We start from the raw sequence: 22,635 nt of genomic DNA on the forward strand, positions 1-22,635 counted from the left end.
GAAAGCGAATGGAACGCATCGAGGAGTCTCGCCTGATGGATCCGCATACTCGCGTCGAGGGGCACATCGTGCTGGTTTCGCCGCTTACCGGGCCGGTCGTGCCGCTCGCGTCGGTGCCCGATCCGGTGTTCTCGGAAGGCCTGTTCGGAGATGGCATCGGCGTCGATCCGCTCGTCGGCCGTGTCGTCGCGCCGTGTGACGGCGTCATCGTGCACCTTGCGCGCACCGGCCACGCGGTCACGCTGCAAACGGCCGAAGGTGCGCAGGTGCTCGTGCACGTCGGCATCGACACGGTCGAGCTGAACGGCAAGGGCTTCACGCCGAAAGTCGCGCAGGGCGCGCAGGTGCGGCTCGGCGACACGCTGATCGAATTCGATCTCGACGTGGTGGCGTGCACTGCGCCGAGCCTCGTCTCGGTCGTCGCGATCGCCAATTCGGATGCGTTCGAGGTGATCGAGCGCGCGGGCGCGGGTCACGTCGAAGCAGGCAAGGCCGCGCTCCTCGTACTGCGCGCGCGTGACGGCGCGCAGATCGCTCCCGTCCACGAACTCGTTGCGAACGAAGTGCGCCGCGGCATTACGCTCGCGCATGCGGGCGGCCTCCATGCGCGGCCCGCCGCGCGGGCGCGCGAAGCGGTGCGCGGCATCGACGCGCGCGTCGAGGTCCGCTTTGGCGAGCGCAAGTCGGCCATCGAAAGCGTCGTGGGCCTGCTCGCGCTCGGCGCGGGCGAGGGCGCGACCATCGAACTCGTGGGCATCGGCAGCGACGCGCAGCGCGCCGTGGACGCCGTAGCGAACGAACTCCTGCGCGAAGCGCCGGGCGAGGCCGGCGAAACGCCGGCGCGGCAGATTTCGCCCGCGCCCGCGATGAAGGAAGCCGCTGCCGCTGTGGCGCCCAGCGCCGGGCCGGGCGTGCTCGCCGGCGTGTGCGCGGCGCCGGGTATCGCGGTCGGCAAGCTGGTGCGCTGGGACGAAGCCGAACTCACGCCGCCCGAACTCGCGAGCGGCGCGTCGGCTGCGGAAAGCCGCCTGCTCGACAAGGCGATCGCCGCCGTGGACGCCGAACTGGACCAGAGCGTGCGCACGGCTTCGCAGCGCGGCGCGATCGGCGAGGCGGGCATCTTCACAATGCACCGCGTGCTGCTCGAAGATCCGACGCTCGTAGACGCCGCGCGCGATGCGATCAGCCTCGGCAAGAGCGCGGGCTACGCGTGGCGCGAGGCGATTCGCGCGCAGATCGCTGTGCTCGGCAAGGTGGAGGACCCGCTGCTCGCGGAGCGCGCCGCCGACCTGCGCGACCTCGAAAAGCGCGTGCTGCGCGCGCTCGGGCTTTCGAACACGGCCGCCCGCGCGCTGCCCGAAGAAGCCGTGCTCGCCGCCGACGAATTCACGCCGTCCGACCTTGCCTCGCTCGACCGCAAGCGCGTGATGGCGCTCGTCATGGCGCGCGGCGGCGCGACCTCGCACGCCGCCATCATCGCGCGCCAGGCCGGCATTCCGGCGCTCGTCGCGCTCGGCGACGCGCTTCATACGGTGCCTGAAGGAACCGAAGTCGTCGTCGATGCGGGCGCAGGGCGCTTTGCGTACGCGCCGAGCCCGCTCGACGTGGAAAGCGCGCGCAACGAGAAGCAGCGCCAGGCCGGCGTGCGCGAAGCGAATCGCCGCACGTCGCACGAAGCTGCCGCGACGCGCGACGGCCACGCGGTGGAAGTCGCCGCGAACATCGCGACGCTCGACGACGCCCACACGGCCGTGGAAAACGGCGCGGACGCCGTGGGCCTGCTGCGCACGGAACTGCTGTTCATCCATCGCCAGGCCGCGCCGACGGTGGAGGAACATCTTCAGAGCTACCAGGCCATCACGGACGCGCTCGCGGGCCGCACGGCGATCATCCGTACGCTCGACGTGGGCGCCGACAAGGAAGTCGACTATCTGACGCTGCCGCCCGAGCCGAACCCCGCGCTGGGCTTGCGCGGCATCCGTCTCGCGCAGGTGCGCCCCGATCTGCTGGACGACCAGTTGCGCGCCCTCGTTGCCGTGAAGCCGGCGGGCAAGGTGCGCGTCCTGTTGCCGATGGTGACGGACGTGGGCGAACTCGTGCGTCTGCGCGAGCGCATCGACACCTTCGCGCGCGAAGCGGGCCGCACCGAGCCGATCGAAGTGGGCGTGATGATCGAGGTGCCTTCGGCGGCGCTGCTCTCGGATCAACTCGCGCGCCACGCCGATTTCCTCTCGATCGGCACCAACGACCTCACGCAGTACACGCTCGCGATGGACCGTTGCCAGCCCGATCTCGCGGCGCAGGCGGACGGCCTGCACCCGGCCGTGCTGCGCCTCGTGGCGGCGGCGGTCGAGGGCGCGAACAAGCACGGCAAATGGGTGGGCGTATGCGGCGCGCTGGCGGGCGATCCGCTCGCCGTGCCGCTGCTCGTCGGCCTCGGCGTGACGGAGCTCTCCGTCGATCCGGTGTCCGTGCCGTCGATCAAGGCGCGCGTGCGCAAGCTCGACTACGACGACTGCCGCCAGCGCGCGCAAAGCGCGCTCGCGCTCGAATCGGCGCAAGCCGTGCGTGCGGCCAGCCGCGAAAGCTGGCCGCTCGATTGAAGGTTCTTCTTACACCTACCCTAAGCAATCCTTAAAAACATGCCGGCGTGCGCAGCGATCGCGCGCCGGCTTCTCTCACCCACACGTCACGCAAGAGATAGAGACTGGAGGCAGTTCAATGGATGGCAATCCGTTTCTCAAGATACAAAGCCTCGGCCGCGCGCTGATGCTTCCCATCGCAGTGCTGCCGGTCGCCGGCATCCTGCTGCGCTTCGGCCAGGCCGACATGCTCAACATCAAGATCATCGCCGACGCGGGCGGCGCGATCTTCGATAACCTGCCGTTGCTGTTCGCAATCGGCATCGCCGTGGGCTTCGCGAAGGACAACAACGGCGTGGCCGGCCTCGCGGGCGCGCTGGGCTATCTGGTCCAGACCGCCGTGATGAAGGACATCAACGACAAGCTCAACATGGGCGTGCTGTCGGGCGTGGTGGCCGGTGTCGTCGCGGGCATGCTGTACAACCGCTTCAAGGACATCAAGCTGCCCGAGTTCCTCGCGTTCTTCGGCGGCAAACGCTTCGTGCCGATCGTGACAGGGCTCACATGTCTCGTGCTCGGTATCGTGTTCGGCTACGTGTGGGGACCGGTGCAGGGCGTGATCGACACCGCCGGCCACTGGCTCACCACGGCGGGCGCGATCGGCACCTTCGTGTACGGCTTGCTCAACCGTCTTTTGCTCGTCACGGGCCTGCACCACATCCTCAATTCGCTCGTGTGGTTCGTGTTCGGCTCGTTCACGCCGGCAGCCGGCGGCGCGGCCGTCACGGGCGACCTGCACCGCTTCTTCGCGGGCGACCCCACGGCGGGCAGTTTCATGGCCGGCTTCTTCCCGGTGATGATGTTCGGCCTGCCGGCAGCGTGCCTCGCGATGCTGCACGAAGCGCCGAAGGAAAAGCGCGCGATGGTGGGCGGCCTGCTGTTCTCGATGGCGCTCACCTCGTTCCTCACGGGCGTGACCGAGCCGATCGAGTTCACGTTCATGTTCCTCGCGCCCGTGCTCTACGCGATCCACGCGGTGCTCACGGGCCTGTCGCTCGCGATCTGCTCGCTGCTCGGCATCAAGCTCGGCTTCACGTTCTCGGCCGGCGCGATCGATTACGTGCTGAACTACGGGCTATCCACGCATGGCTGGTACGCAATACCGCTCGGCGCGGTCTATGCGGTCGTGTACTACGGGCTGTTCCGCTTCTTTATCCGCCGCTTCAATCTGCCCACGCCGGGCCGTGAGGCGTCGGCGGACGATACGGCGCTCGCCTCGTCGATGTCGGGCGTGGCGGTGGCGGCTGGCGGCGCGGCAACGGCGGCTTCGCTCTCGCGTGCTGCGCGCTACATCGATGCGCTGGGCGGCGCGGCCAATCTCAAGGTGGTCGATGCGTGCACGACGCGTCTGCGTCTCTCAGTGGCCGATCCGGCGCATGTCTCGGAACCGGCGCTGAAGGCAATCGGCGCGCGCGGCGTGCTCAAGCGCGGCGGCGAAAGCGTGCAGGTCATCATCGGGCCGGAAGCGGACATCATCGCCGACGAAATTCGCGGTGAGATCGCACGCGGCGGTGTGTCGGCTGGCAAGGCCGCTGCGGCTGCCCCGGCGGCTCAGGCTGCACAGCCGAGCGCGAGCGCAAATGTCGCGCAGGGCCCGCTCGATCCGAATCCGTCGCGCTGGCTCGCGGCGTTCGGCGGCGCAGCCAACGTCGTCTCGCTCGACGCCGTGGCGGCCACGCGCCTGCGCGTGATCGTGCGCGATCCGGCGGCCGTGGATCGCGAAAAGCTCGGCGCGCTCGACGTGGCGTGGATTTCGGCGGACACGCTGCACATCGTGGTCGGCGACGCCGCGCCGCGTTATGCGCGTGAACTGGCGCTCCAGCCGGCCTAACCGGTTCGCCGCAAGCCCATGAACAACGCCGCGGCGCACGTGCCGCGGCGTTTTCGTTTCCGGCGTTCTGAAACCGGCGAGCGCTTAGTACAACGTATGATGGTTGTCCCGTATCGCCTCGGGGGTAATCTTGCCGCGCATGACGCGGTAGACCCACGCCGTATAGCCGAGCACGATCGGCAGGAAAATGACGACGGCAACGAGCATGATCTCGAGCGTCATCTTGCTCGAAGTCGCGTCCCAGACGGTGAGGCTGGAGCGCGAATCGAGCGAAGAAGGCATGATGAACGGAAACATCGAGAAGCCCGCCGTCAGAATCACGCCGACGATCTGCAGCCCCGTGCTCAGGAACGCGAGCCGCTCGAAGCGCGAGCCGGCGAGTGCGAACGCGAGCACGCCGCCGAGCAGGCCGAGAGCCGGCGCGAGCACCATCCACGGATAAAGCCCGTAATTCGCGAGCCAGAGCCCGGGTCCCGAATCGACGCTCTTGAGGAGCGGATTGGCCACCGTGTCGAGCGGCGCGGGCGACGTGATCGTATAGCCGCCGATGAGCGTCGCCACGAGCGCGCCTGCGGCAAGAAACAACACGACCGTGAGCACCGCGAAAAGCCGCAGCGCCTTCGAGGCGCGCAGGGCGACGATGCCGTCGCTCTTCATCTTCAGGAACGCTGCGCCATGCGCGGTGAGCATGCAAAGGCTCACGAGCCCGCAGAGCAGCGCGAACGGGTTGAGGAGTCCGAAGAAACTGCCGTGATACGTCACGCGCAGATCCGTGTCGTAGGCGAACGGCACGCCCTGCAGCAGATTGCCGAACGCCACGCCGAACACGAGCGCGGGCACGAAACCGCCGATGAAGAGACCGACGTCCCAGCCCTGGCGCCACCTCACGTCCACGCGCTTGCCGCGATAGTCGAAGCCCACGGGTCGGAAAAACAACGCGAAGAGCACGAGCAGCATGGCGAAGTAGAAGCCCGAGAACGACGCCGCGTAGGCAAGCGGCCAGGCGGCGAACATCGCGCCGCCTGCGGTGATGAACCAGACCTGGTTGCCTTCCCACGTCGCGCCCACCGTGTTGATGACGATGCGCCGCTCCTCGTCGGTCTTGCCGACGAAGGGCAGCAGGACGGCGGCGCCCATGTCGAAGCCGTCGGTGACCGCAAAGCCGATCAGCAGCACGCCGATCAGCACCCACCAGATCAACTTGAGCGTTGCGTAGTCCATGGCGTGTTCCCTCGCATCTTTCGTTGTCTCGCGTCGATCATGTGACCTTGCCGTCGGTCGCGAGCGTCGCCGTGTGCTCGTGGAAGTAACGGCCGGTATGCAGCGACGAAGGCCCGAGGCGCGCGTACTTGAACATCAGCGTGATCTCGATGATGAACAGGAGCGTGTAGAAGATCACGAAGCCCGTAATGCTCAGCATCACGTCGCCGGGCGCGAGGCTCGAAGCCGAAAGGCGCGTGGGCAGCACCTCCGCGATGGTCCACGGCTGGCGGCCCGTTTCCGCAACGACCCAGCCGAACTCGGCGGCGAGCCACGGCAGGGGGATCGCCACTAGCGCCCAGCGGAGGAACCAGCGGCGGTTCCCCTTGAGCAGCGAGCGTTGCGCGCAGAACCAGAAGGCGAGCACGAAGGTCACGAGAAAGAGGATGCCGAGACCCACCATCACGCGGAACGACCAGAACACGGGCGCAACGGCCGGTATCGAGGTTCTCGACGCAGCCCTGATCTGCTCGGACGTCGCATCGACCACGTTCGGCGTGAACCGTTTCAGGAGCAGGCCGTAGCCGAGGTCGGCCTTATGCGCTTCGAACACGTCGCGCGTTTCGGTGTCGGCGGTGCCTTCTTTCATCTTCTGCAGCGCGGCGTAGGCGAGCATGCCGTTGCGGATGCGTACTTCCGCGCGGCCCATGAGGTCTTTCAGGCCGATCACGGGAGTGTCGATCGAGCGCGTGGCGATGATGCCCATCAGCCAGGGAATGCGGATCGCGTAGTCGGTGCGCTCTTCCTTCTGGTTAGGCAGGCCGAACAGCGTGAACGGCGCGGGGGCGGGCGCGGTCTCCCATTCGGACTCGATGGCGGCTAGCTTCACCTGCTGCACGACGCCGTCCGTGTAGCCCGATTCGTCGCCGAGTATCAGCACGCAGAGCGTGGACGCGAGGCCGAAGCCCGCGGCGATGGCGAACGAGCGCAGCGCGAATTCCACGTCGCGCCGGCGCAGCAGATACCACGACGAAATGCCGAGCACGAACATCGACGCCGTCACGTAGCCGGCCGAAACCGTGTGCACGAATTTCACCTGCGCGACGGGGTTGAAAATCACCTGGAACAGGCTGGTGAGTTCCATGCGCATGGTTTCGTAGTTGAACGAAGCGCCTACGGGGTTCTGCATCCACCCATTGGCGATGAGAATCCACAGCGCCGAAAGATTCGAGCCCAGCGCGACGAGAAACGTGGTGAAGAGATGCGCGCCCCTGGACAGGCGATTCCAGCCGAAAAAGAACACGCCGACAAAGGTCGATTCGAGGAAGAACGCCGCGAGGCCTTCCACGGCGAGCGGCACGCCGAAAATGTCCCCCACGTAGTGCGAGTAGTACGACCAGTTGGTGCCGAACTGGAACTCCATCGTGAGGCCCGTGGTGACGCCCATCGCGAAGTTGATGGCGAAGAGCTTGCCCCAAAACTGCGTCATGTCCTTGTAGATCACCTTGCCGGTCATTACGTAGACCGACTCCATGATGACGAGCAGCCACGAGAGGCCGAGCGTGAGCGGCACGAAGAGGAAGTGGTAGAGCGCGGTGATGGCGAACTGAAGACGCGAGAGTTCGACCGATTCAATCGTGGGCATGACGGTCTCCTCGCTGGGGCCTGGTCTGAGGTTGGGACGCGGACGGCTCGGACTGCGATGACATGGGCACGGCCAGAATGGCCTGCGCGACAGCGGCGGGCGGCATCTTCATGTCTTCTGCCTGCGGGTGATTGAAGAACGCGTATTTGAGCGCCATCAGCAGGACGAGCTTGACGGCGAGAACGAGGGCAATATCGCGGGCGAAGGTCGGGCCGCGCATCCATTGCTGGATTCGCGTGCGCAACAACGACGGTGTGCGCTGGCGTTGACCGGAAGCCGGAATCATGACGACGGGTGCCCTCGAACGCGTTACGAGGCCAGACCGCGACGCGGCTGCTGGCTCACCACCTGCAAATCATCTTAGGGTGGAATCCGCGAGGACGGTGCGAAGGTGCGCAGCCTTCGCGGCGCGCAAAAGAAAAACCCCGTTCGCGGGAACGGGGTTTCGGTTTGGCGTCAGGCCTGCTGCGGCTTACGCGTAGTCGGCGAGCGCGGTGCGCATCTTCTTCATGGCGCTCGCCTCGATCTGGCGAATGCGCTCGGCCGACACGCCGAATTCGTCGGCCAGTTCGTGCAGGGTCGAGCCGCCCGAACCGTCGTCCTCGACATTGAGCCAGCGCGCCTCGATGATGCGGCGGCTGCGCGCATCCAGCGCTTCGAGCGCGCTCGCGATGCCGTCGGACTGCAGGCGGTCGTGCGAGCGTGCGGCCAGCACCGCGCTCGGCTCGCTGTGCGAGTCTGCAAGCCAGGCGATCGGGGCGAACGATTCTTCGCCGTCTTCGGTCTGGCCCTCGAGCGCGATGTCGGCGCCCGACAGGCGCGTTTCCATCTCCACGACCTCTTCGCGCTTCACGTTCAGTTCCTGCGCGAGGCCCTCGATCTCTTCCGGCGTGAACGACTGCAGGCCCTGCTTGTGGCTGCGCAGGTTGAAGAACAGCTTGCGCTGCGCCTTGGTCGTGGCGACCTTGACCATGCGCCAGTTGCGCAGGATGTACTCGTGAATCTCCGCCTTGATCCAGTGCATGGCGTACGACACGAGACGCACGTTCTGCTCGGGGTCGAAGCGCTTTACGGCCTTCATCAGACCGATGTTGCCTTCCTGGATCAGGTCGGCGTGCGGCAGACCATAGCCGAGGTAATTACGGGCGATCGACACCACGAGGCGCAGGTGCGACAGCACCAGGCGGCGCGCGCCCTCAAGATTGTTCTGCTCGCGAAACTCGGTCGCGAACTGGCGCTCTTCCTGCGGCGTCAGCATGGGGATCCGGTTCACGGCTTGAATATAGGCGTCGATGTTGCCCAACTGACCGGGCAACAGGGAAGCATTCGCGAGCGCCAATGAGCCCCCGGCCTTGGCCGACGACGGGCTCAGCGTACTCGGAAGGGTCATAATCATTGCGTTGCTCACGTAGCGAACTCCTCAGGAATCTTGCAAAAGTCAGACAGCGACTCCACGGTGGATGTTAGCACTCTGAATCACCGAGTGCTAATACTTGGAGTCCTTAGGGGCTTCAAGGTTCCTTGATTCCTATCGAAATGGTTGTATCGATAGGTTACACCAAACTCCGTAAGGCAAGCGTGGCGGGGCCTGGCGCCCGGCGCTGGCCAACGCACGGGATGGGCCGAAGGAACACTCTAGGGCGGAACAGCAGTCCGGCGCGATGGGCGCGGGAATAAAGGGTGGAATCAGGCGTATGAAAGTGGGCGGCGCAGCGCGCGCGACTTTGCCATGGAAACCAGGAGATAGACATGGGACATAGCTGAAAGTGCGGCCCCGCGACATCAGGGCGCGGCAGCGCGGTGCCCGGACGCATACACCTATATAGGGGCGTTGTCTTTGATCGCAAGTATCCTTGCGCCGAAACCTGGTATAAATTTCAGCCAGACATTGGCAGAAAATCTTCGGCGTGGGGCTGCGTTCAGGCGCGGCCCCGCGCGCAAGGGGCTCGAGCGATGGCGGCAAAACTGATCGATGCGATTCGCGGGCTGGAGCGCGAGCGCTTTCGCGCGATGGTTGACGGCGACGGGACCTCGCTGGACCAGTTGCTGTCCGAGCACGCGACCTTCGTCCACACCAATGGCAAGCGCGAGACGAAGCAGCAATTCATCGACGCGATCACGGCGGGGCGCCGCCGTTACCGCCAGATCGAGATTCAGTCGCAAGACGTGCTGCACGCGGGCAACGAGGCCTGTGTGGTTTCCGGCCGCGTGCTGATCGAGATGGAAGCGAACAACGGCGCGCTGCTCTTTCCTATTGCCTACACGGCGATCCAGACGCAGGAGGGCGGACATTGGCGCCTGCTCGCATGGCAGGCGACGCGTTGCGCGATCGAGTGACGACCGGTAAGTCCACTCGCTGAAACGCCGCTTAGGCGTTTCAGGCGCACGCTGGCGGCCCGTTTTGCCGCCGGCGCTCAACGATGCCGCCGATTTCCCTGCTGAAATTGAAACTGCTTGCGGATGGTGTCAGGCCGCGACGCGTTGATCCACTTGCGTCCAGGCCGCGCGATTCACGGCGCTGACCACCGCCGCCACGCACGCGTGGGCCGCGTCTTCGCCTACGCCAACACCGTGGCGCAGCGGCTGTCCGCCCACACGCGCACCGACGAATACGGCCGTACCACCCTGCGCCGTGCGCTCGCTCTCGAACGAGGTGATTTCGATGCGGTCGCCCGCCACTGCCGCGAATGCGGCGGCCACGGCTTGCGCATGCGCTTCATCGACGTTCGCGGCAACCGGCATGGCCACGTCGCGGCCTTCCCAGCGCACACGGCCTGAGCCCGCATGGGCGGCGGGTCCGCGCGTTTCGAAATACTCGCGCGCAAAGAGCGCGCAGACCGCTTCGCCCGTAATTTCCTCGCCCGACGTATCGGCGACGGTCTGCACGGCGTGGCTGAATTCGATCTGCACGCGGCGCGGCGGCGTGAAGCCCATGCCGCGTTCCAGCAGATACGTCGCGCCGCCTTTGCCCGACTGGCTGTTCACGCGGATCACCGCGTCATAGCTGCGGCCCATGTCGGCAGGATCGATCGGGAGATAGGGCACTTCCCAGACGGCGTCGGGCCGTTGCTGCGCGAAGCCTTTACGGATTGCGTCCTGGTGCGAGCCCGAGAACGCCGTGAACACGAGGTCGCCCGCGTACGGATGGCGCGGGTGAACCGGCAAGTGGTTGCAGCGCTCGACCACGCGGCGCACGGCGTCGATGTCCGAAAAGTCGAGGCCGGGGTCGATGCCCTGGGTGTAGAGATTCATTGCGAGCGTGACGAGATCGACGTTGCCGGTGCGCTCGCCATTGCCGAACAGGCAGCCTTCGATACGGTCCGCGCCCGCGAGCAGCGCCATTTCGGCGGCGGCCACGGCCGTGCCGCGGTCGTTATGCGGATGCACCGAAAGCACGATGCTGTCGCGGTACGCGAGGTTGCGGTCCATCCACTCGATCTGGTCGGCGTAGACGTTGGGCATCGCGGCTTCGACGGTCGCCGGGAGATTCACGATCATCTTGTGATCGCGCGTCGGGCGCCACGTCTGCGCTACGGCATCGCACACTTCGCGCGCGAAGGTCAGTTCGGTCATGCTGAACGTTTCGGGCGAATATTGGTAGATCCAGTGCGTTTGCGGATTTTTATCGGCGTGTTCGCGGATGATGCGCGTGCCCTCAACCGCCAGCGCCTTCACTTCTTCCTTCGACTGGCCGAACACGATCTTGCGGAACGACGGGCAGATCGCGTTGTAGAGGTGGACGATGGCGCGCGGCACGCCTTCGAGCGCCTCGAAGGTGCGCTCGATCAGTTCTTCGCGCGATTGCACGAGCACCTCGATCGTCACGTCCTTGGGAATGCGCTTTTCGTCGATCAGCTTGCGCACGAAATCGAAGTCGGTCTGCGAAGCGGACGGAAAGCCGACTTCGATTTCCTTGAAGCCGATGGCCACGAGCATCTCGAAGAATTCCGTCTTCTGGTCGATGCTCATCGGCTCGATCAGCGACTGGTTGCCGTCGCGCAAGTCGGTGCTCATCCAGATCGGCGCGCGTTCGACCGCGCGAGTGGGCCATTTGCGGCCGTTCAAACGGATGGCGGGGAAGGGGCGGTATTTCTCGGCGGGATTACGCAACATGACGAGCCTCGTTCTTCATGGTGTCGTTTGCGATGGCGGTCGGCAGCGGGCGGCTGGCGGGCTGGCGACGGAGCACGATGCGCGAAACTTCACGCGTACGGGCGGCAACCTCGAACGCGAAGAAGACGGCCACGGTGACGGCGGTAGCCGGCGCGGCGAAAGCGGACGTGAACGATGCCCATGCAACGTGCATTTTGACCTCGCGACTCGTCCGGACGGTAGGCGGACGAATGCAGACGACAGGTTGTAGAGATACAGCGGATTTGGGGTACTGATTTGGGGTACTACGAGAACTGCTTTGGGAGGACCGCGGTGACCGGTGGAGGTGGTCGTTGCGGCGCTACACCAGCTTTAGGCTAGGCGTAGCGATAGGGCCGATAGTAGGCCGAAGGCAATGCGGAGGGTGTTCGGATAGGAACGCATTCGTCCAATGTAAATCAGGGTGAATGCGTGTGTCAACAACGAACTGCTAATTTGGCCGCGGGAGGATGCCCGAAGATGGCTGCCGATGCGCGCCGAAGCCTGGGGCTTATTTCCGCGAACGGAGCCCTCCAGGGCGTTCAGCGGCGTTCAGTGCTTCGCAATCCGCTTGATCGTCTCGATCTGGCGCGCGATGGCCTCGGGCACAGGGGCATCCCCGCGTAGTACGGCTTCGATCCATGCAGCCGTGGTAGGCGCGTCGCGGCCTTCGGGAAGATCGATTTCGGGCGCATTCGGCGACGAACGCTCCGGTTCGACGAGCGTTTCGCAAACGCCGTCGTGCAGCCAGTCCACCTGAACCTGGCGCCGCGTGTCCGCGACAGCCTCGCCTTCGGTGCCACGCGCGAGCAGCGCGCCGCCCACAGCGGCTTCCGGATGCGCCGCAAAGAGCGCGCTCAAACTTTCCCGGTAGGGCGGATGCGTGTAGTTCACGAGCCGAAGGCCCGGCTGGCCGAACGGTTGCAGCAGTTTGACGAGCGTATGCGTGGAGTTGCGCACGCCCATGCGCCGGCGCAGCGCGAGCAGACGCGCGAGTTTCGGAGCGAGCGTTTCGATGGAAGAAAACGCCACGCCGCTCGACGCCAGTTGCCTCTCGATCTCGGCATGATCGCGTGCTTGGGGCCGTTTCAGCACGGCGAAGATTTCCGCGCTCGTTACGCGGCCCGAATCGGTGGTGACGCCGTGCACGAGGGTCGGCACGCCTTCGCGCGCGAGCAGCAGGGCGAGCAGCGGAACGAGATTCGGCTGCTTGCGCGCGCCGTTGTAGCTCGGAATCGATACGGGCCGATAGTCGCCTCGCGGCACCGCAAGCGGCGCGAATGAAGCGTGCGCGGCACGCAGCATGGCGGCAAGCTCGTCAGCGGTTTCGCCCTTCAGGCGGTACGCGAGCAGGACGGCGCCGAGTTCCAGCTCGGGCACGCGGCCGTCGAGCATTGCGGCGTAGAGGTCATGCGTGTCTTCGGACGAGAGCGATCGAGCGCCGTGCGGACCGCGGCCGATCTCCTTGATGAAGCGGGCGCACGGGAAGGTGTCGGTGGAGTCGGCGGTGGTCATGGGCGAGCGCGGTTCGTTCGGCGGCGTCTGGCGGGCCGCAGTCGTAGGGAAATCGGGATGCGGCAAGTATCGCACGAGCATGGAGTGCTTCGCCGGCGACGCCTGCGGCCTCGTCTCGCCGGCGCTTGCAGACTGAGCCGCGCACGTTCACCGTCGCGCGTTACACTCGCGATTATTCTGGCGCGCGAGCCGCGCCTGCACGCCTCAAAAGCCCGAAGACCTACAGGCCCGCGTGCCTCGCGCACGCCCCATCACCCAGACGGAGAACTCCATGACGTACGTATTCGAACCGGCGGCGCTCGCCTCGGTGCCGGTGGCCGGCAGCGATTCGCGTTTTCCCGTGCGGCGCATCTACTGCGTTGGCCGCAATTACGAGGCGCATGCGCGCGAAATGGGCCACGATCCGAATCGCGAGCCGCCGTTCTTCTTCTCCAAACCCGCCGACGCCGTGCTCTACGTCGCGCCCGGCTCCACTGCCGAGTTTCCCTATCCGGCGCAATCGAAGAACGTGCACTTCGAGATGGAACTGGTGGCCGCGATCGGCAAGGGCGGCAAGGATATTCCCGTGGCGAGCGCGCTGGACCACGTCTACGGCTACGCGCTCGGCCTCGATATGACGCGCCGCGACTTGCAGGGCGAGGCGAAGAAGCTCGGCCGTCCGTGGGATACGGCCAAGGGCTTCGACCACTCCGCGCCTATCGGCCCGATTCATCCGGTTTCGAAGATCGGTCAGCTCGCGAAAGGCGAAATCTGGCTCGCGGTCAACGGCGAAGAGAAGCAGCGTTCGGACATCTCGCAGATGATCTGGCCGGTTGCTGACACGATCGCGTTCCTTTCCTCACTTTTCGAATTGAAGGCCGGCGATCTGATCTATACGGGCACGCCCGAAGGCGTTGGCGCTGTCGTGAAGGGTGATGTGATGACGGGCGGCGTGGCCGGGATCGGCGAATTCGCCGTGCGAGTCGTCTGAGCTGTATTGCCGCGATCCGCGATACAAGAGGAGCAAGAGAGGAGCATGAAGCTTTACAGCTATTTCCGCAGTTCGGCGTCGTATCGGGTACGTATTGCGCTGAACCTGAAGAACGTACCGTACGAGTACGCGCCGGTCCACCTCGTGCGCGATGGCGGCGAGCAGCTCAAACCCGCCTACCGTCAGGTTAATCCCGACGCGATCGTGCCCGCGTTCGTCGACGACGAAGGGCACACGCTTCAGCAATCGCTCGCGATCATCGAGTATCTGGAGGAGACGCATCCCGAGCCGCCGCTGCTGCCGAAGTCGCCCGCCGATCGCGCGCACGTGCGCTCGCTCGCGCTGCAGGTGGCGTGCGAGATTCATCCGTTGGACAACCTGCGCGTGCTGAAATACCTCAAGCACACCGTGGGCGTGGACGACGCGACGAAGGACGCCTGGTATCAGCACTGGATCGAGACGGGTTTCGAGACGCTTGAACAGCGGCTCGCCGGCGATTCGCGCACCGGCAAGCTCGCTTTCGGCGATACGCCGACCCTCGCCGATCTTTGCATCGTGCCGCAGGTCTACAACGCGAACCGGTTCAAGATCGACACCACGCGTTACCCGACCATCCAGCGCATCAACGACTATGCGCTCACGCTGGACGCGTTCGCACGCGCGGCGCCTGGCGCGCAGCCGGATTCGGAATGAGCGCCTGAGCGGCTTGCTTCGGCTGCAACCATAAAAAAGGGCGTCGTTCGAGAGAACGACGCCCTTCGTGCATCTAAACCGGCGCAATTACGGCATAACTGCACGGTTTCAGCCGCCAAGCAGCGCGTCGGCGAATTCTTCGGCGACGAAGGGTTGAAGGTCTTCGACCTTTTCGCCCACGCCGATGAAGTACACGGGAATCGGACGTTGCCGCGCGATGGCGGCCAGAATGCCGCCTTTCGCCGTGCCGTCGAGCTTCGTGACGATCAAGCCCGTGAGACCGAGCGCGTCGTCGAACGCCTTGACCTGCGCGAGCGCGTTCTGGCCTGTGTTCGCGTCGATCACGAGCAGCACTTCGTGCGGCGCACCGTCGAACGCCTTGCCGATCACGCGCTTGACCTTCTTCAGCTCGTCCATCAGGTGCAATTGCGTGGGCAGGCGGCCTGCCGTGTCGGCCATCACGACGTCGATGCGGCGTGCGCGTGCGGCGCTCACGGCGTCGAAAATCACGGCGGCCGGATCGCCGCTTTCCTGCTGCACGACCGTCACGTTGTTGCGTTGGCCCCAGATCGCGAGCTGTTCGCGCGCGGCGGCGCGGAACGTGTCGCCCGCAGCGAGCAGCACGCTCTGGTCGAAGCTCTGCAGATGCTTGGCGAGCTTGCCGATGCTCGTAGTCTTGCCCGCGCCGTTCACGCCCGCGATCATCATCACGAGCGGCTGGGCCCGACCCAGCATGAGCGACTTTTCGAGCGGCTTGAGCAGGCCGATGAGCAGTTCGCGCAGGGCGGTCTTCACCTGTTGCGCCTCGGTCAGGCGCTCGGTCCGCACTTTCTGGCGCAGCGTTTCGAGCAGGTATTCGGTGGCATCGACGCCCGCGTCGGACATCAGCAGAGCGGTTTCGAGTTCTTCGTAAAGATCGTCGTCGATCTTCGCGTTGACGAAGATGCTCTGGATATTCGAACCCGTTTTCGAAAGCCCCGACCTCAGGCGCGTGAGCCAGGATTGTCTGGCTGCGGGCTCAAGCGCGGGCGGCGGGACGATTTCGACGGTTTCCGGCTCGTCGTCGATGGCGTCAATCGGGGCTTGCGGCGGCGCGATCGGGTTGACCGGCGCGGCCGCGGGCGGCGCGCTCACAGCCGGGGGAACCGAAGGCAAAGGCGGCGCAGGTTGCGTCTCGCGCGCGGTGCCGGCGGGCGCTTCGACGGCTTCGTCCTGCGCGTCGAGCGTGACGTCGTCCTGCGCGTTCTCGGCGTCCTTCGAGCCGCGGAATCGTTTGAAGAAACTGAACATGGTCTGGGATGGTCTGGCGCGCTACGGGTCGGACCGAGGGGCGGTCAGCGACGGCATGGGAAGACGTAACGCGCGGAAAACATGGCATTTTATCAGGCACATTAGCTGGAGTCGCTGCGGGGTCTTCGCGGGGTCCGTCTTGTGGTCGTTGCAAGGCCCACGCGGCGCCCGCGCGACCCTGTGGTAACGTGCGCGCATTGGAGGGTGCGATGCGAACGCGTCGCGCCCGAACCCCGAAATCGAGTTCCGCCGGCAGGTGTGTCCCGGCGGTCAAATGCACGCAGCCGTACCATTTCACGCATGACCCGTTCCTCATCCTCACGCGGCCAAGGTGCTCGCTCCCAGCAGTCCGATCCGCGCTCACGTGGCGGCGGCGCGCACACGGTCCGCATCATCGGCGGCGACTGGAAGCGCACGCCGCTGCCGGTGCTCGATCTCGACGGGCTGCGCCCGACGCCCGATCGCGTACGCGAAACGCTCTTCAACTGGCTCGGCCAGCGCCTCGACGGCCTGCGCTGCCTTGATCTTTTCGCGGGTAGCGGCGGGCTGGGCTTCGAAGCGGCTTCGCGCGGCGCCGCGCGCGTGGTGATGGTCGAGCGCAGCGCGCGCGCCGCCGCGCAGCTACGGGCGAACCAGGCGCGCCTTGGCGCGCGCATGATCGAAGTCGCGGAAGCCGACGCCCTGCGCCTCGCCGCCAATCTCGCGCCCGGCTCCTTCGACGTGGTGTTCCTCGATCCGCCGTTTGGCGATACCGCGCTGCTCGCGCGGTCGATCGAACTGGCCGCGCCGCTCGTCGCCCAGGAGGGTTGGCTGTACGTGGAGTCAGGCGAGCCGATCGCTCCGGCCGAGCGCCCCGCGCTGGCGGGCTGGAGCGTGGCGCGCGAGGGCAAGGCGGGTGCGGTTCACTATCATTTGCTGCAGCGCGAAAATGAGGAATAATGCGCGTTCGATAAGAAGCGGCGGACGGCCTGGCCGTCACGTACGCAAGTGTGCATGCGTCGCCACGGCTTTGCATTGCACCCCATTTCTGTTGAGAGGAGAAGCCTCATGGTAGTCGCCGTGTACCCCGGCACCTTCGACCCGCTCACGCGCGGCCACGAAGATCTCGTGCGGCGCGCGTCGAGCATTTTCGACACGCTGGTAGTCGGCGTTGCGGACAGCCGCAACAAGAAGCCTTTCTTCTCGCTCAACGAGCGGCTCGAGATTGCCCACGAGGTGCTCGGCCATTACCCGAACGTCCAGGTCATGAGTTTCAAGGGGCTCCTGAAGGACTTCGTGCGCACCAACAACGCGCGCGTGATCGTGCGCGGCCTGCGCGCGGTGTCGGACTTCGAGTATGAATTTCAGATGGCGGGGATGAACCGCTATTTGCTGCCCGACGTCGAGACCATGTTCATGACGCCCTCGGATCAATATCAGTTCATTTCAGGCACGATCGTGCGTGAAATCGCACAATTGGGCGGAGATGTCAGCAAGTTCGTGTTTCCGTCCGTGGAGAAACGCTTGCAGGACAAGGTCGCCTCGATGGGCGGGCCCGTTACGAACGTGTGAACGCTTCGCGAAAGCAGCGTAAACTATGGGGCTAAGCAACGTATGAGCCGGCCCTGGCGTCGGCAGGAAGTGAGATAAGCATGGCCCTGATGATTACCGACGAGTGCATCAATTGCGACGTGTGCGAGCCCGAATGCCCGAACGACGCGATCTCGATGGGCCCGGAAATCTACGTGATCGACCCGGGCAAGTGCACGGAGTGTGTCGGCCATTTCGATGAGCCGCAATGCATTCAGGTGTGTCCGGTGGAGTGCATCCCCAAGAATCCGGAGCACGTCGAATCGCCCGAGCAATTGATGCAGAAGTACCACGCGCTGACGGCGGCAAAGAATAACGCCTGAATCCCGCTGTGTCCCTCGGAAACAAAAAAACGCGCCAACTGGCGCGTTTTCTGTTTCATCTTGCCGTCTTCTTACGCAACGATCACCTTTAATGCTTCGACGAGCATGTCGCACTCAGCATCGGTGCCGATCGAGATACGCAGATGCTGATTCACGCGCGCCGCGTTGAAATGGCGCACGAAGATCTCTTGTTCGCGTAGTTTGGCGGCAATTGCCGCCGCATCGTGCGCAGGATGCTTCGCGAACACGAAATTTGCCGCCGAAGGCACCACTTCGAAGCCCAGGGCAGCGAGCGCGGCCGTCAGACGTTCGCGGCTCGCGATCACGCGCGAGCTTGTCGTCTTGAGCCATTCGGCATCTTCATAAGCGGCCGTCGCCGCGGCTTGAGCGAGGCGGTCGAGCGGGTAGGAGTTGAAGCTGTCCTTTATACGATTGAGCGCGTCGATGAGATCGGCGTGGCCGAACGCGAACCCCACGCGCATGCCCGCGAGCGAACGCGACTTCGAAGTCGTGTGCACGACCAGCAGATTCGGATAGCGGTCGATCAAAGCGACTGCCGATTCAGCGCCGAAATCCACATACGCTTCGTCGATCACCACCACCGATTCGGCGTTCGCCGCCACCACCCGCTCGATTTCCGCGAGCGGCAGCGCATGACCCGTGGGCGCATTCGGATTCGGGAAGATTACGCCGCCATTAGGCTGCAGATAATCGTCGACATGAATTGTGAACTGCCCGGTGAGCGGCACCGTGCGGTACTCGACCTCGTAGAGCCGCGCATAGGTCGGGTAGAAGCTGTAAGTGATGTCCGGAAAGAGGATCGGCTTGTCGTGCTTCAGGAGCGCCTGGAATGCGTGCGCCAGCACCTCGTCCGAGCCGTTGCCGACGAACACCTGTTCCGCGCCAATGCCGTGATGCGCGGCCACGGCGGCGCGCAGGCGCTTCGCGACGGGGTCCGGGTAGCGGCGCAGCGACTCGCCCATCTCGCCAAGCTCGTGGCGGATCGCCTCGAGCACGCGCGGCGAGGGCGCATAGGGATTCTCGTTGGTGTTGAGCTTCACCGGCTTCGCGAGCGCGGGCTGTTCGCCCGGCACGTAGGGCACGAGCCGGTTGACGATGTCACTCCAGTAACGACTCAAGACGCTCTCCTTGTTTCAACCATTGCGATGCAGCTGCATCACCGCGCGTTCGGCCTCGCCCTTCACGAACGTCGGCATGACGGCGAGCGCGCGCTCGATCGACTGATCGATGACATCCTGCTCCTCGCGGCGCGGCGGCTTGAGGACGAAGTTCGCGACATCGGGCCTGGCGCCGGCGCGGGCGCCTTCGGGAATCAGGTCGCGCGGATGCCCGATGCCGATGCGCAAACGCCAGTACTGTTGCGTCGACAGATGCGCGGAAATGTCCTTCAGCCCGTTATGGCCGCCGCTGCCGCCGCCGAGCTTGAGCTTGACGGTGCCGGGCGGCAGGTCGAGTTCGTCGTGCGCGACGAGGATTTCATCGGGCAGGATCTTGAAGAAGGCCGCGAGCGCGACGACCGATTGCCCCGAGCGGTTCATATAAGTTTGCGGCTCGAGCAGATGCACTTCCTCGCCGTAAAGGCGCGCCTTCGCATAGTGGCCATGGAAGCGCCGCTCGTCGCGCAGCGTCGTGCCGGCTTCGCGCGCGAGCTGGTCCACGAGCCAGAAGCCCGCGTTGTGGCGCGTCGCCGTGTATTCGGCGCCCGGATTGCCGAGCCCGACGATCAACCTGATCATTGTGGTGTTCCGCCTGCGTAAATCATTGAACTGACCCGCAAGTGTACGGAAGAGTCCGGGAAAGTGCGAAAAAAAACCCGCCGGGGAGAACCTCGGCGGGTCACGTCGTCCGTTTCAGGGAAACGGATCGAGAGGATCGGCTCGTTCAAGCCGCTGCGCTTACTCAGCAGCCGGCGCTTCTTCGCCTTCAGCAGCCGCCTGGGCGCCAGCCGGCACGGGTGCCGACGCGACGACCGGGTTTTCTGCTTCCACGTGCTGGACGAGCGTCACACCGGCGGGCAGCGTGATGTCCTTGGCGTGCAGCGACTGGCCAGCTTCGATCTTGGCGAGATCGACTTCGAGGAATTCCGGCAGTTGGCCCGGCAGGCACTGAACTTCGATTTCAGCCAGAACGTGCGAGATGATCGCGCCACCCGTCTTCACAGCCGGGTTGGTTTCCTGGTTCAGGAAGTGCAGCGGCACCTTCGTGTGGATCTTCTTGCTCGGATCCACGCGCTGGAAGTCCACGTGCAGCACGAGCTGACGGAACGGGTGGTATTGCACGTCGCGCAGCAGCACTTGCTGCGACTTGCCGGCCACTTCGAGGTCGAGGATCGACGAGTGGAAGGCTTCCTTCTTGAGGGCGTGCCACAGCGCGTTGTGATCGACTTCGATCAGTTGCGGCTCGGCGCCGACACCGTACACGATGCCAGGGGTCTTGCCAGCAATGCGCAGGCGGCGGCTCGCACCCGTACCTTGCAGGTTACGCTCGAAAGCGATGACTTTCATTTGATTCTCCAATGCACTGCCCGCGACCAGGCAGTAAAACGGGGCCTTTCAGCAGAACGGCTGCCTTTGGGCCCCCAGCGATGCAGCGCGAACCTTCGTCCGCTCGCGCCGATTACGTGCAAAAGCGCGGCGTTCTCGCGAACACCGCGCCTTGCGCGTCAATTCTTTTTAGCTTTCCGCGAAGAGCGACATCACCGAGTCGCCGCGACGGATGCGCGAGAACGTTTCGGCCAGAAGCCCGGCGCTCGTGAGCGAACGGATCTTCGCGCACGAACGCGCTTCGGCGCCCAGCGGAATCGTGTCAGTCACGACCAGTTCGTCGAGAGCCGAAGCGGCGATACGCTCGCCTGCGCCACCCGAGAGAACCGGGTGCGTGGCGTAAGCGAACACCTTCTTCGCGCCGCGTTCCTTCAGCACCTGCGCTGCCTTGCAGAGCGTGCCGGCGGTGTCGACCATGTCGTCCATGATCACGCAGGTGCGGCCTTCGACTTCACCGATGATGTTCATCACTTCGGCGACGTTCGCCTTCGGACGACGCTTGTCGATGATCGCGAGATCGCAATTCAGTTGCTTGGCGAGCGCACGGGCGCGCACCACGCCGCCGACGTCCGGCGAAACGACCAGCAGGTTCTCGTGATTCTGCTTGCGCAGATCGCCGAGCAGCACGGGCGTTGCGTAGATGTTGTCGACGGGAATATCGAAGAAGCCCTGAATCTGGTCGGCGTGCAGATCCATCGTGATGATCCGCTCGACGCCCGCGATTTCCAGCATGTTCGCCACGACCTTCGCCGAGATGGCGACGCGCGCCGAGCGGGGGCGGCGGTCTTGACGGGCATAGCCGAAGTAGGGGATAGCTGCGGTGATCCGGCCTGCGGATGCGCGCTTGAGCGCATCGACCATGATCATCAGTTCCATCAGGTTGTCGTTGGTCGGCGCGCAGGTCGACTGAAGGACGAAGACGTCCTTGCCACGCACGTTTTCCTGGATTTCGACCTGGATCTCACCGTCGGAAAAGCGGCTAACCATAGCCTTGCCGAGGGGAATACCGAGGATCTTGACGACTTCCTGGGCAAGCGCGGGATTTGCGTTGCCAGTAAAAACCATCAGGCCGTCATGGCTGCTCATCATGCACCTGCTGCGGACTTGGGGGGGCGAGAGGAACTACTTAGGCGAACTGCCCTGGGTAACCCACAGAGCGAACTGCCTGGAATTTTTGGCAGGGGAGGAAGGACTCGAACCCTCGCATGCCGGAATCAAAATCCGGTGCCTTAACCAACTTGGCGACTCCCCTACACTCAACTTCGAGCCTGGCTGACCGGTAGGTCGATCAACCACGCAAAACTATGCCGCGAAAGCGAAGAGTGGATGCGTATTCAGACTCGAGGCTACCGCGCTTCTCCAGTCCGGTTGTTCCGCAAGCAGTCTGGCCTGTGCCGATTCTGCTTCGGACCGACTGGCGAATGCTGCAAAAACGCTGGCACCCGATCCGGTCATCCGCGCTGGTGCGATGCTGTTCGAGACACTCTCGAACCATCGAAGCACCTGCGCTACTTCCGCGTATTTTCCTGCGACAACCGCTTGCATGTCGTTATGGCCGAAGCTTTCAGGCCATCCCTGCTGCTGCTCGTTACCTGCAAGTTGCTGTGCAAGAAAGACTGCTATTGTGCAGGCCTCTGTGTCCCTTGTCAACGACTTTTCCGAAAAAATCTCGGCGGTAGGAACATGAACCCGCGGCGTCACGACCAAAAAATGACGCGGGGGCAATTGTACCGCCTCCAATGCTTCGCCAACACCCTCCGCGAACGCATTTTTCCCGAACACAAAGAAGGGGACGTCCGCGCCCAGCTTGAGTGCGAGCGCCTGCAACTCTTCGCGCCGCAGGTTCAGCTTCCAGAGGCGATTGAGCGCGAGCAGCGTGGTGGCCGCATCCGAGCTGCCGCCGCCGAGACCGGCGCCCATCGGCAGACGCTTTTCGATGTCGATCTCGACGCCCTCGCTCGTGCCCGTGTGTTCCTTGAGCAGCGTCGCGGCGCGCACGGTGAGATCGTGCTCGGCAGGCACGCCTTCCACTTCTACGGTGCGCGTGATGCGGCCGTCCTGGCGGCGCGTGAAATGCAGGGTGTCGCCCCAGTCGAGCAACTGGAACACGGTCTGCAGATCGTGATAGCCGTTGGCGCGGCGACCCGTAATGTGCAGGAAGAGATTGAGTTTCGCGGGCGCGAGGCAGTCGCGCAGCGAGTCCTGGGTTTCGATCATGATGCTTTGGGATGATGCCTGCGTTCTGGCGGCCGCGTGCCAGCC

At 64.7% G+C, this 22,635-nt stretch carries 20 protein-coding genes and 1 tRNA gene; 8 read left to right on the forward strand and 13 right to left on the reverse strand.

All coding sequences use genetic code 11. The annotated features are described in order from the left end of the window. Positions 1-8: 8 nt before the first annotated feature. A complete protein-coding gene (gene ptsP / locus U5768_RS19030) occupies positions 9-2,603 on the forward strand; it encodes a phosphoenolpyruvate--protein phosphotransferase (protein ID WP_322031940.1) in 2,595 nt (864 codons plus the stop codon). Between the two features lie 118 nt (positions 2,604-2,721). After that, positions 2,722-4,473, forward strand: coding sequence for an N-acetylglucosamine-specific PTS transporter subunit IIBC (gene nagE / locus U5768_RS19035; RefSeq protein WP_322031941.1), 1,752 nt, complete (start codon positions 2,722-2,724; stop codon positions 4,471-4,473). A gap of 84 nt (positions 4,474-4,557) precedes the next feature. Here the strand turns inward: nagE and cydB are convergent, their stop codons facing one another. The 4 genes from cydB to rpoH all read right to left on the reverse strand — a co-directional run bounded on the left by cydB (position 4,558) and on the right by rpoH (position 8,726). Continuing rightward, entirely contained in the window at positions 4,558-5,694 is a 1,137-nt protein-coding gene (gene cydB / locus U5768_RS19040; protein ID WP_322031942.1) for a cytochrome d ubiquinol oxidase subunit II, read from the reverse strand. Between the two features lie 37 nt (positions 5,695-5,731). Then, on the reverse strand, positions 5,732-7,318 hold the full coding sequence (locus U5768_RS19045) for a cytochrome ubiquinol oxidase subunit I (RefSeq protein ID WP_322031943.1): 1,587 nt from the start codon (positions 7,316-7,318) through the stop codon (positions 5,732-5,734). Next, complete coding sequence (gene cydP / locus U5768_RS19050) at positions 7,305-7,604, reverse strand: cytochrome oxidase putative small subunit CydP (RefSeq protein ID WP_322031944.1); 300 nt, start codon at positions 7,602-7,604, stop codon at positions 7,305-7,307. The genes U5768_RS19045 and cydP overlap by 14 nt, the downstream gene beginning before the upstream one ends. Before the next feature lie 186 nt (positions 7,605-7,790). Then, positions 7,791-8,726, reverse strand: coding sequence for an RNA polymerase sigma factor RpoH (rpoH, locus tag U5768_RS19055; protein WP_322031945.1), 936 nt, complete (start codon positions 8,724-8,726; stop codon positions 7,791-7,793). Between the two features lie 545 nt (positions 8,727-9,271). Between rpoH and U5768_RS19060 the strand changes: the two genes are divergently transcribed. Then, complete coding sequence (locus U5768_RS19060) at positions 9,272-9,655, forward strand: nuclear transport factor 2 family protein (protein WP_322031946.1); 384 nt, start codon at positions 9,272-9,274, stop codon at positions 9,653-9,655. Between the two features lie 129 nt (positions 9,656-9,784). Here the strand turns inward: U5768_RS19060 and leuA are convergent, their stop codons facing one another. Both leuA and ybiB read right to left on the reverse strand, forming a co-directional pair. Continuing rightward, positions 9,785-11,431, reverse strand: coding sequence for a 2-isopropylmalate synthase (gene leuA / locus U5768_RS19065; protein WP_322031947.1), 1,647 nt, complete (start codon positions 11,429-11,431; stop codon positions 9,785-9,787). A gap of 570 nt (positions 11,432-12,001) precedes the next feature. Further along, positions 12,002-12,964: a DNA-binding protein YbiB gene (gene ybiB, locus U5768_RS19070; protein WP_322031948.1), complete on the reverse strand. Its 963-nt coding sequence runs from the start codon at positions 12,962-12,964 to the stop codon at positions 12,002-12,004. A gap of 271 nt (positions 12,965-13,235) precedes the next feature. Between ybiB and U5768_RS19075 the strand changes: the two genes are divergently transcribed. Together U5768_RS19075 and maiA are read left to right on the forward strand one after the other, a co-directional pair. Continuing rightward, positions 13,236-13,934 carry a fumarylacetoacetate hydrolase family protein gene (locus U5768_RS19075; RefSeq protein WP_322031949.1) on the forward strand — a complete coding sequence of 233 codons (699 nt, stop codon included), beginning with the start codon at positions 13,236-13,238 and terminating at the stop codon, positions 13,932-13,934. A 45-nt stretch (positions 13,935-13,979) separates the two neighbouring features. Next, complete coding sequence (maiA, locus tag U5768_RS19080; protein WP_322031950.1) at positions 13,980-14,627, forward strand: maleylacetoacetate isomerase; 648 nt, start codon at positions 13,980-13,982, stop codon at positions 14,625-14,627. Between the two features lie 108 nt (positions 14,628-14,735). Here maiA and ftsY read toward each other — a convergent pair whose 3' ends face one another. Beyond that, positions 14,736-15,917, reverse strand: coding sequence for a signal recognition particle-docking protein FtsY (ftsY, locus tag U5768_RS19085; protein ID WP_322031951.1), 1,182 nt, complete (start codon positions 15,915-15,917; stop codon positions 14,736-14,738). 300 nt (positions 15,918-16,217) lie between these two features. On the opposite strand from ftsY, the gene rsmD reads away from it, so the two are divergent. The 3 genes from rsmD (at position 16,218) to U5768_RS19100 (ending at position 17,809) form a co-directional block, all read left to right on the forward strand. Next, on the forward strand, positions 16,218-16,856 hold the full coding sequence (gene rsmD, locus U5768_RS19090; RefSeq protein ID WP_322031952.1) for a 16S rRNA (guanine(966)-N(2))-methyltransferase RsmD: 639 nt from the start codon (positions 16,218-16,220) through the stop codon (positions 16,854-16,856). A 108-nt stretch (positions 16,857-16,964) separates the two neighbouring features. Then, a complete protein-coding gene (gene coaD / locus U5768_RS19095) occupies positions 16,965-17,468 on the forward strand; it encodes a pantetheine-phosphate adenylyltransferase (protein WP_322031953.1) in 504 nt (167 codons plus the stop codon). Positions 17,469-17,548: 80 nt separating this feature from the next. Next, on the forward strand, positions 17,549-17,809 hold the full coding sequence (locus U5768_RS19100; RefSeq protein WP_322031954.1) for a YfhL family 4Fe-4S dicluster ferredoxin: 261 nt from the start codon (positions 17,549-17,551) through the stop codon (positions 17,807-17,809). Between the two features lie 71 nt (positions 17,810-17,880). Here the strand turns inward: U5768_RS19100 and hisC are convergent, their stop codons facing one another. The 6 genes from hisC to ispE all read right to left on the reverse strand — a co-directional run bounded on the left by hisC (position 17,881) and on the right by ispE (position 22,590). Then, positions 17,881-18,948: a histidinol-phosphate transaminase gene (gene hisC / locus U5768_RS19105; RefSeq protein ID WP_322031955.1), complete on the reverse strand. Its 1,068-nt coding sequence runs from the start codon at positions 18,946-18,948 to the stop codon at positions 17,881-17,883. A 15-nt stretch (positions 18,949-18,963) separates the two neighbouring features. Next, on the reverse strand, positions 18,964-19,566 hold the full coding sequence (gene pth, locus U5768_RS19110; RefSeq protein WP_322031956.1) for an aminoacyl-tRNA hydrolase: 603 nt from the start codon (positions 19,564-19,566) through the stop codon (positions 18,964-18,966). Between the two features lie 159 nt (positions 19,567-19,725). Beyond that, positions 19,726-20,334 (reverse strand): 50S ribosomal protein L25/general stress protein Ctc, encoded by a 609-nt coding sequence (locus U5768_RS19115; protein WP_322031957.1) that lies wholly within the window; start codon positions 20,332-20,334, stop codon positions 19,726-19,728. Between the two features lie 168 nt (positions 20,335-20,502). Beyond that, on the reverse strand, positions 20,503-21,459 hold the full coding sequence (locus U5768_RS19120; RefSeq protein WP_069265235.1) for a ribose-phosphate pyrophosphokinase: 957 nt from the start codon (positions 21,457-21,459) through the stop codon (positions 20,503-20,505). Between the two features lie 89 nt (positions 21,460-21,548). Continuing rightward, positions 21,549-21,625: transfer RNA gene (locus U5768_RS19125), tRNA-Gln, on the reverse strand. Between the two features lie 50 nt (positions 21,626-21,675). Then, positions 21,676-22,590, reverse strand: coding sequence for a 4-(cytidine 5'-diphospho)-2-C-methyl-D-erythritol kinase (ispE, locus tag U5768_RS19130; protein ID WP_322031958.1), 915 nt, complete (start codon positions 22,588-22,590; stop codon positions 21,676-21,678). Positions 22,591-22,635: the final 45 nt, after the last annotated feature.

The organism is Paraburkholderia sp. J76 (genome assembly GCF_905220295.1).
Taxonomy (GTDB): Bacteria; Pseudomonadota; Gammaproteobacteria; order Burkholderiales; family Burkholderiaceae; genus Paraburkholderia.

Coding starts and splice junctions, on each gene's coding strand:
- U5768_RS19045 (WP_322031943.1), bottom strand. CDS start 7,318: ATGCCCACGATTGAATCGGTCGAACTCTCGCGTCTTCAGTTCGCCATC.
- U5768_RS19120 (WP_069265235.1), bottom strand. CDS start 21,459: ATGAGCAGCCATGACGGCCTGATGGTTTTTACTGGCAACGCAAATCCC.
- ftsY (WP_322031951.1), bottom strand. CDS start 15,917: ATGTTCAGTTTCTTCAAACGATTCCGCGGCTCGAAGGACGCCGAGAAC.
- cydP (WP_322031944.1), bottom strand. CDS start 7,604: ATGATTCCGGCTTCCGGTCAACGCCAGCGCACACCGTCGTTGTTGCGC.
- ptsP (WP_322031940.1), top strand. CDS start 9: ATGGAACGCATCGAGGAGTCTCGCCTGATGGATCCGCATACTCGCGTC.
- rsmD (WP_322031952.1), top strand. CDS start 16,218: ATGACCCGTTCCTCATCCTCACGCGGCCAAGGTGCTCGCTCCCAGCAG.
- U5768_RS19115 (WP_322031957.1), bottom strand. CDS start 20,334: ATGAAAGTCATCGCTTTCGAGCGTAACCTGCAAGGTACGGGTGCGAGC.
- ybiB (WP_322031948.1), bottom strand. CDS start 12,964: ATGACCACCGCCGACTCCACCGACACCTTCCCGTGCGCCCGCTTCATC.
- U5768_RS19100 (WP_322031954.1), top strand. CDS start 17,549: ATGGCCCTGATGATTACCGACGAGTGCATCAATTGCGACGTGTGCGAG.
- leuA (WP_322031947.1), bottom strand. CDS start 11,431: ATGTTGCGTAATCCCGCCGAGAAATACCGCCCCTTCCCCGCCATCCGT.
- U5768_RS19075 (WP_322031949.1), top strand. CDS start 13,236: ATGACGTACGTATTCGAACCGGCGGCGCTCGCCTCGGTGCCGGTGGCC.
- cydB (WP_322031942.1), bottom strand. CDS start 5,694: ATGGACTACGCAACGCTCAAGTTGATCTGGTGGGTGCTGATCGGCGTG.
- nagE (WP_322031941.1), top strand. CDS start 2,722: ATGGATGGCAATCCGTTTCTCAAGATACAAAGCCTCGGCCGCGCGCTG.
- U5768_RS19060 (WP_322031946.1), top strand. CDS start 9,272: ATGGCGGCAAAACTGATCGATGCGATTCGCGGGCTGGAGCGCGAGCGC.
- ispE (WP_322031958.1), bottom strand. CDS start 22,590: ATGATCGAAACCCAGGACTCGCTGCGCGACTGCCTCGCGCCCGCGAAA.
- pth (WP_322031956.1), bottom strand. CDS start 19,566: ATGATCAGGTTGATCGTCGGGCTCGGCAATCCGGGCGCCGAATACACG.
- coaD (WP_322031953.1), top strand. CDS start 16,965: ATGGTAGTCGCCGTGTACCCCGGCACCTTCGACCCGCTCACGCGCGGC.
- maiA (WP_322031950.1), top strand. CDS start 13,980: ATGAAGCTTTACAGCTATTTCCGCAGTTCGGCGTCGTATCGGGTACGT.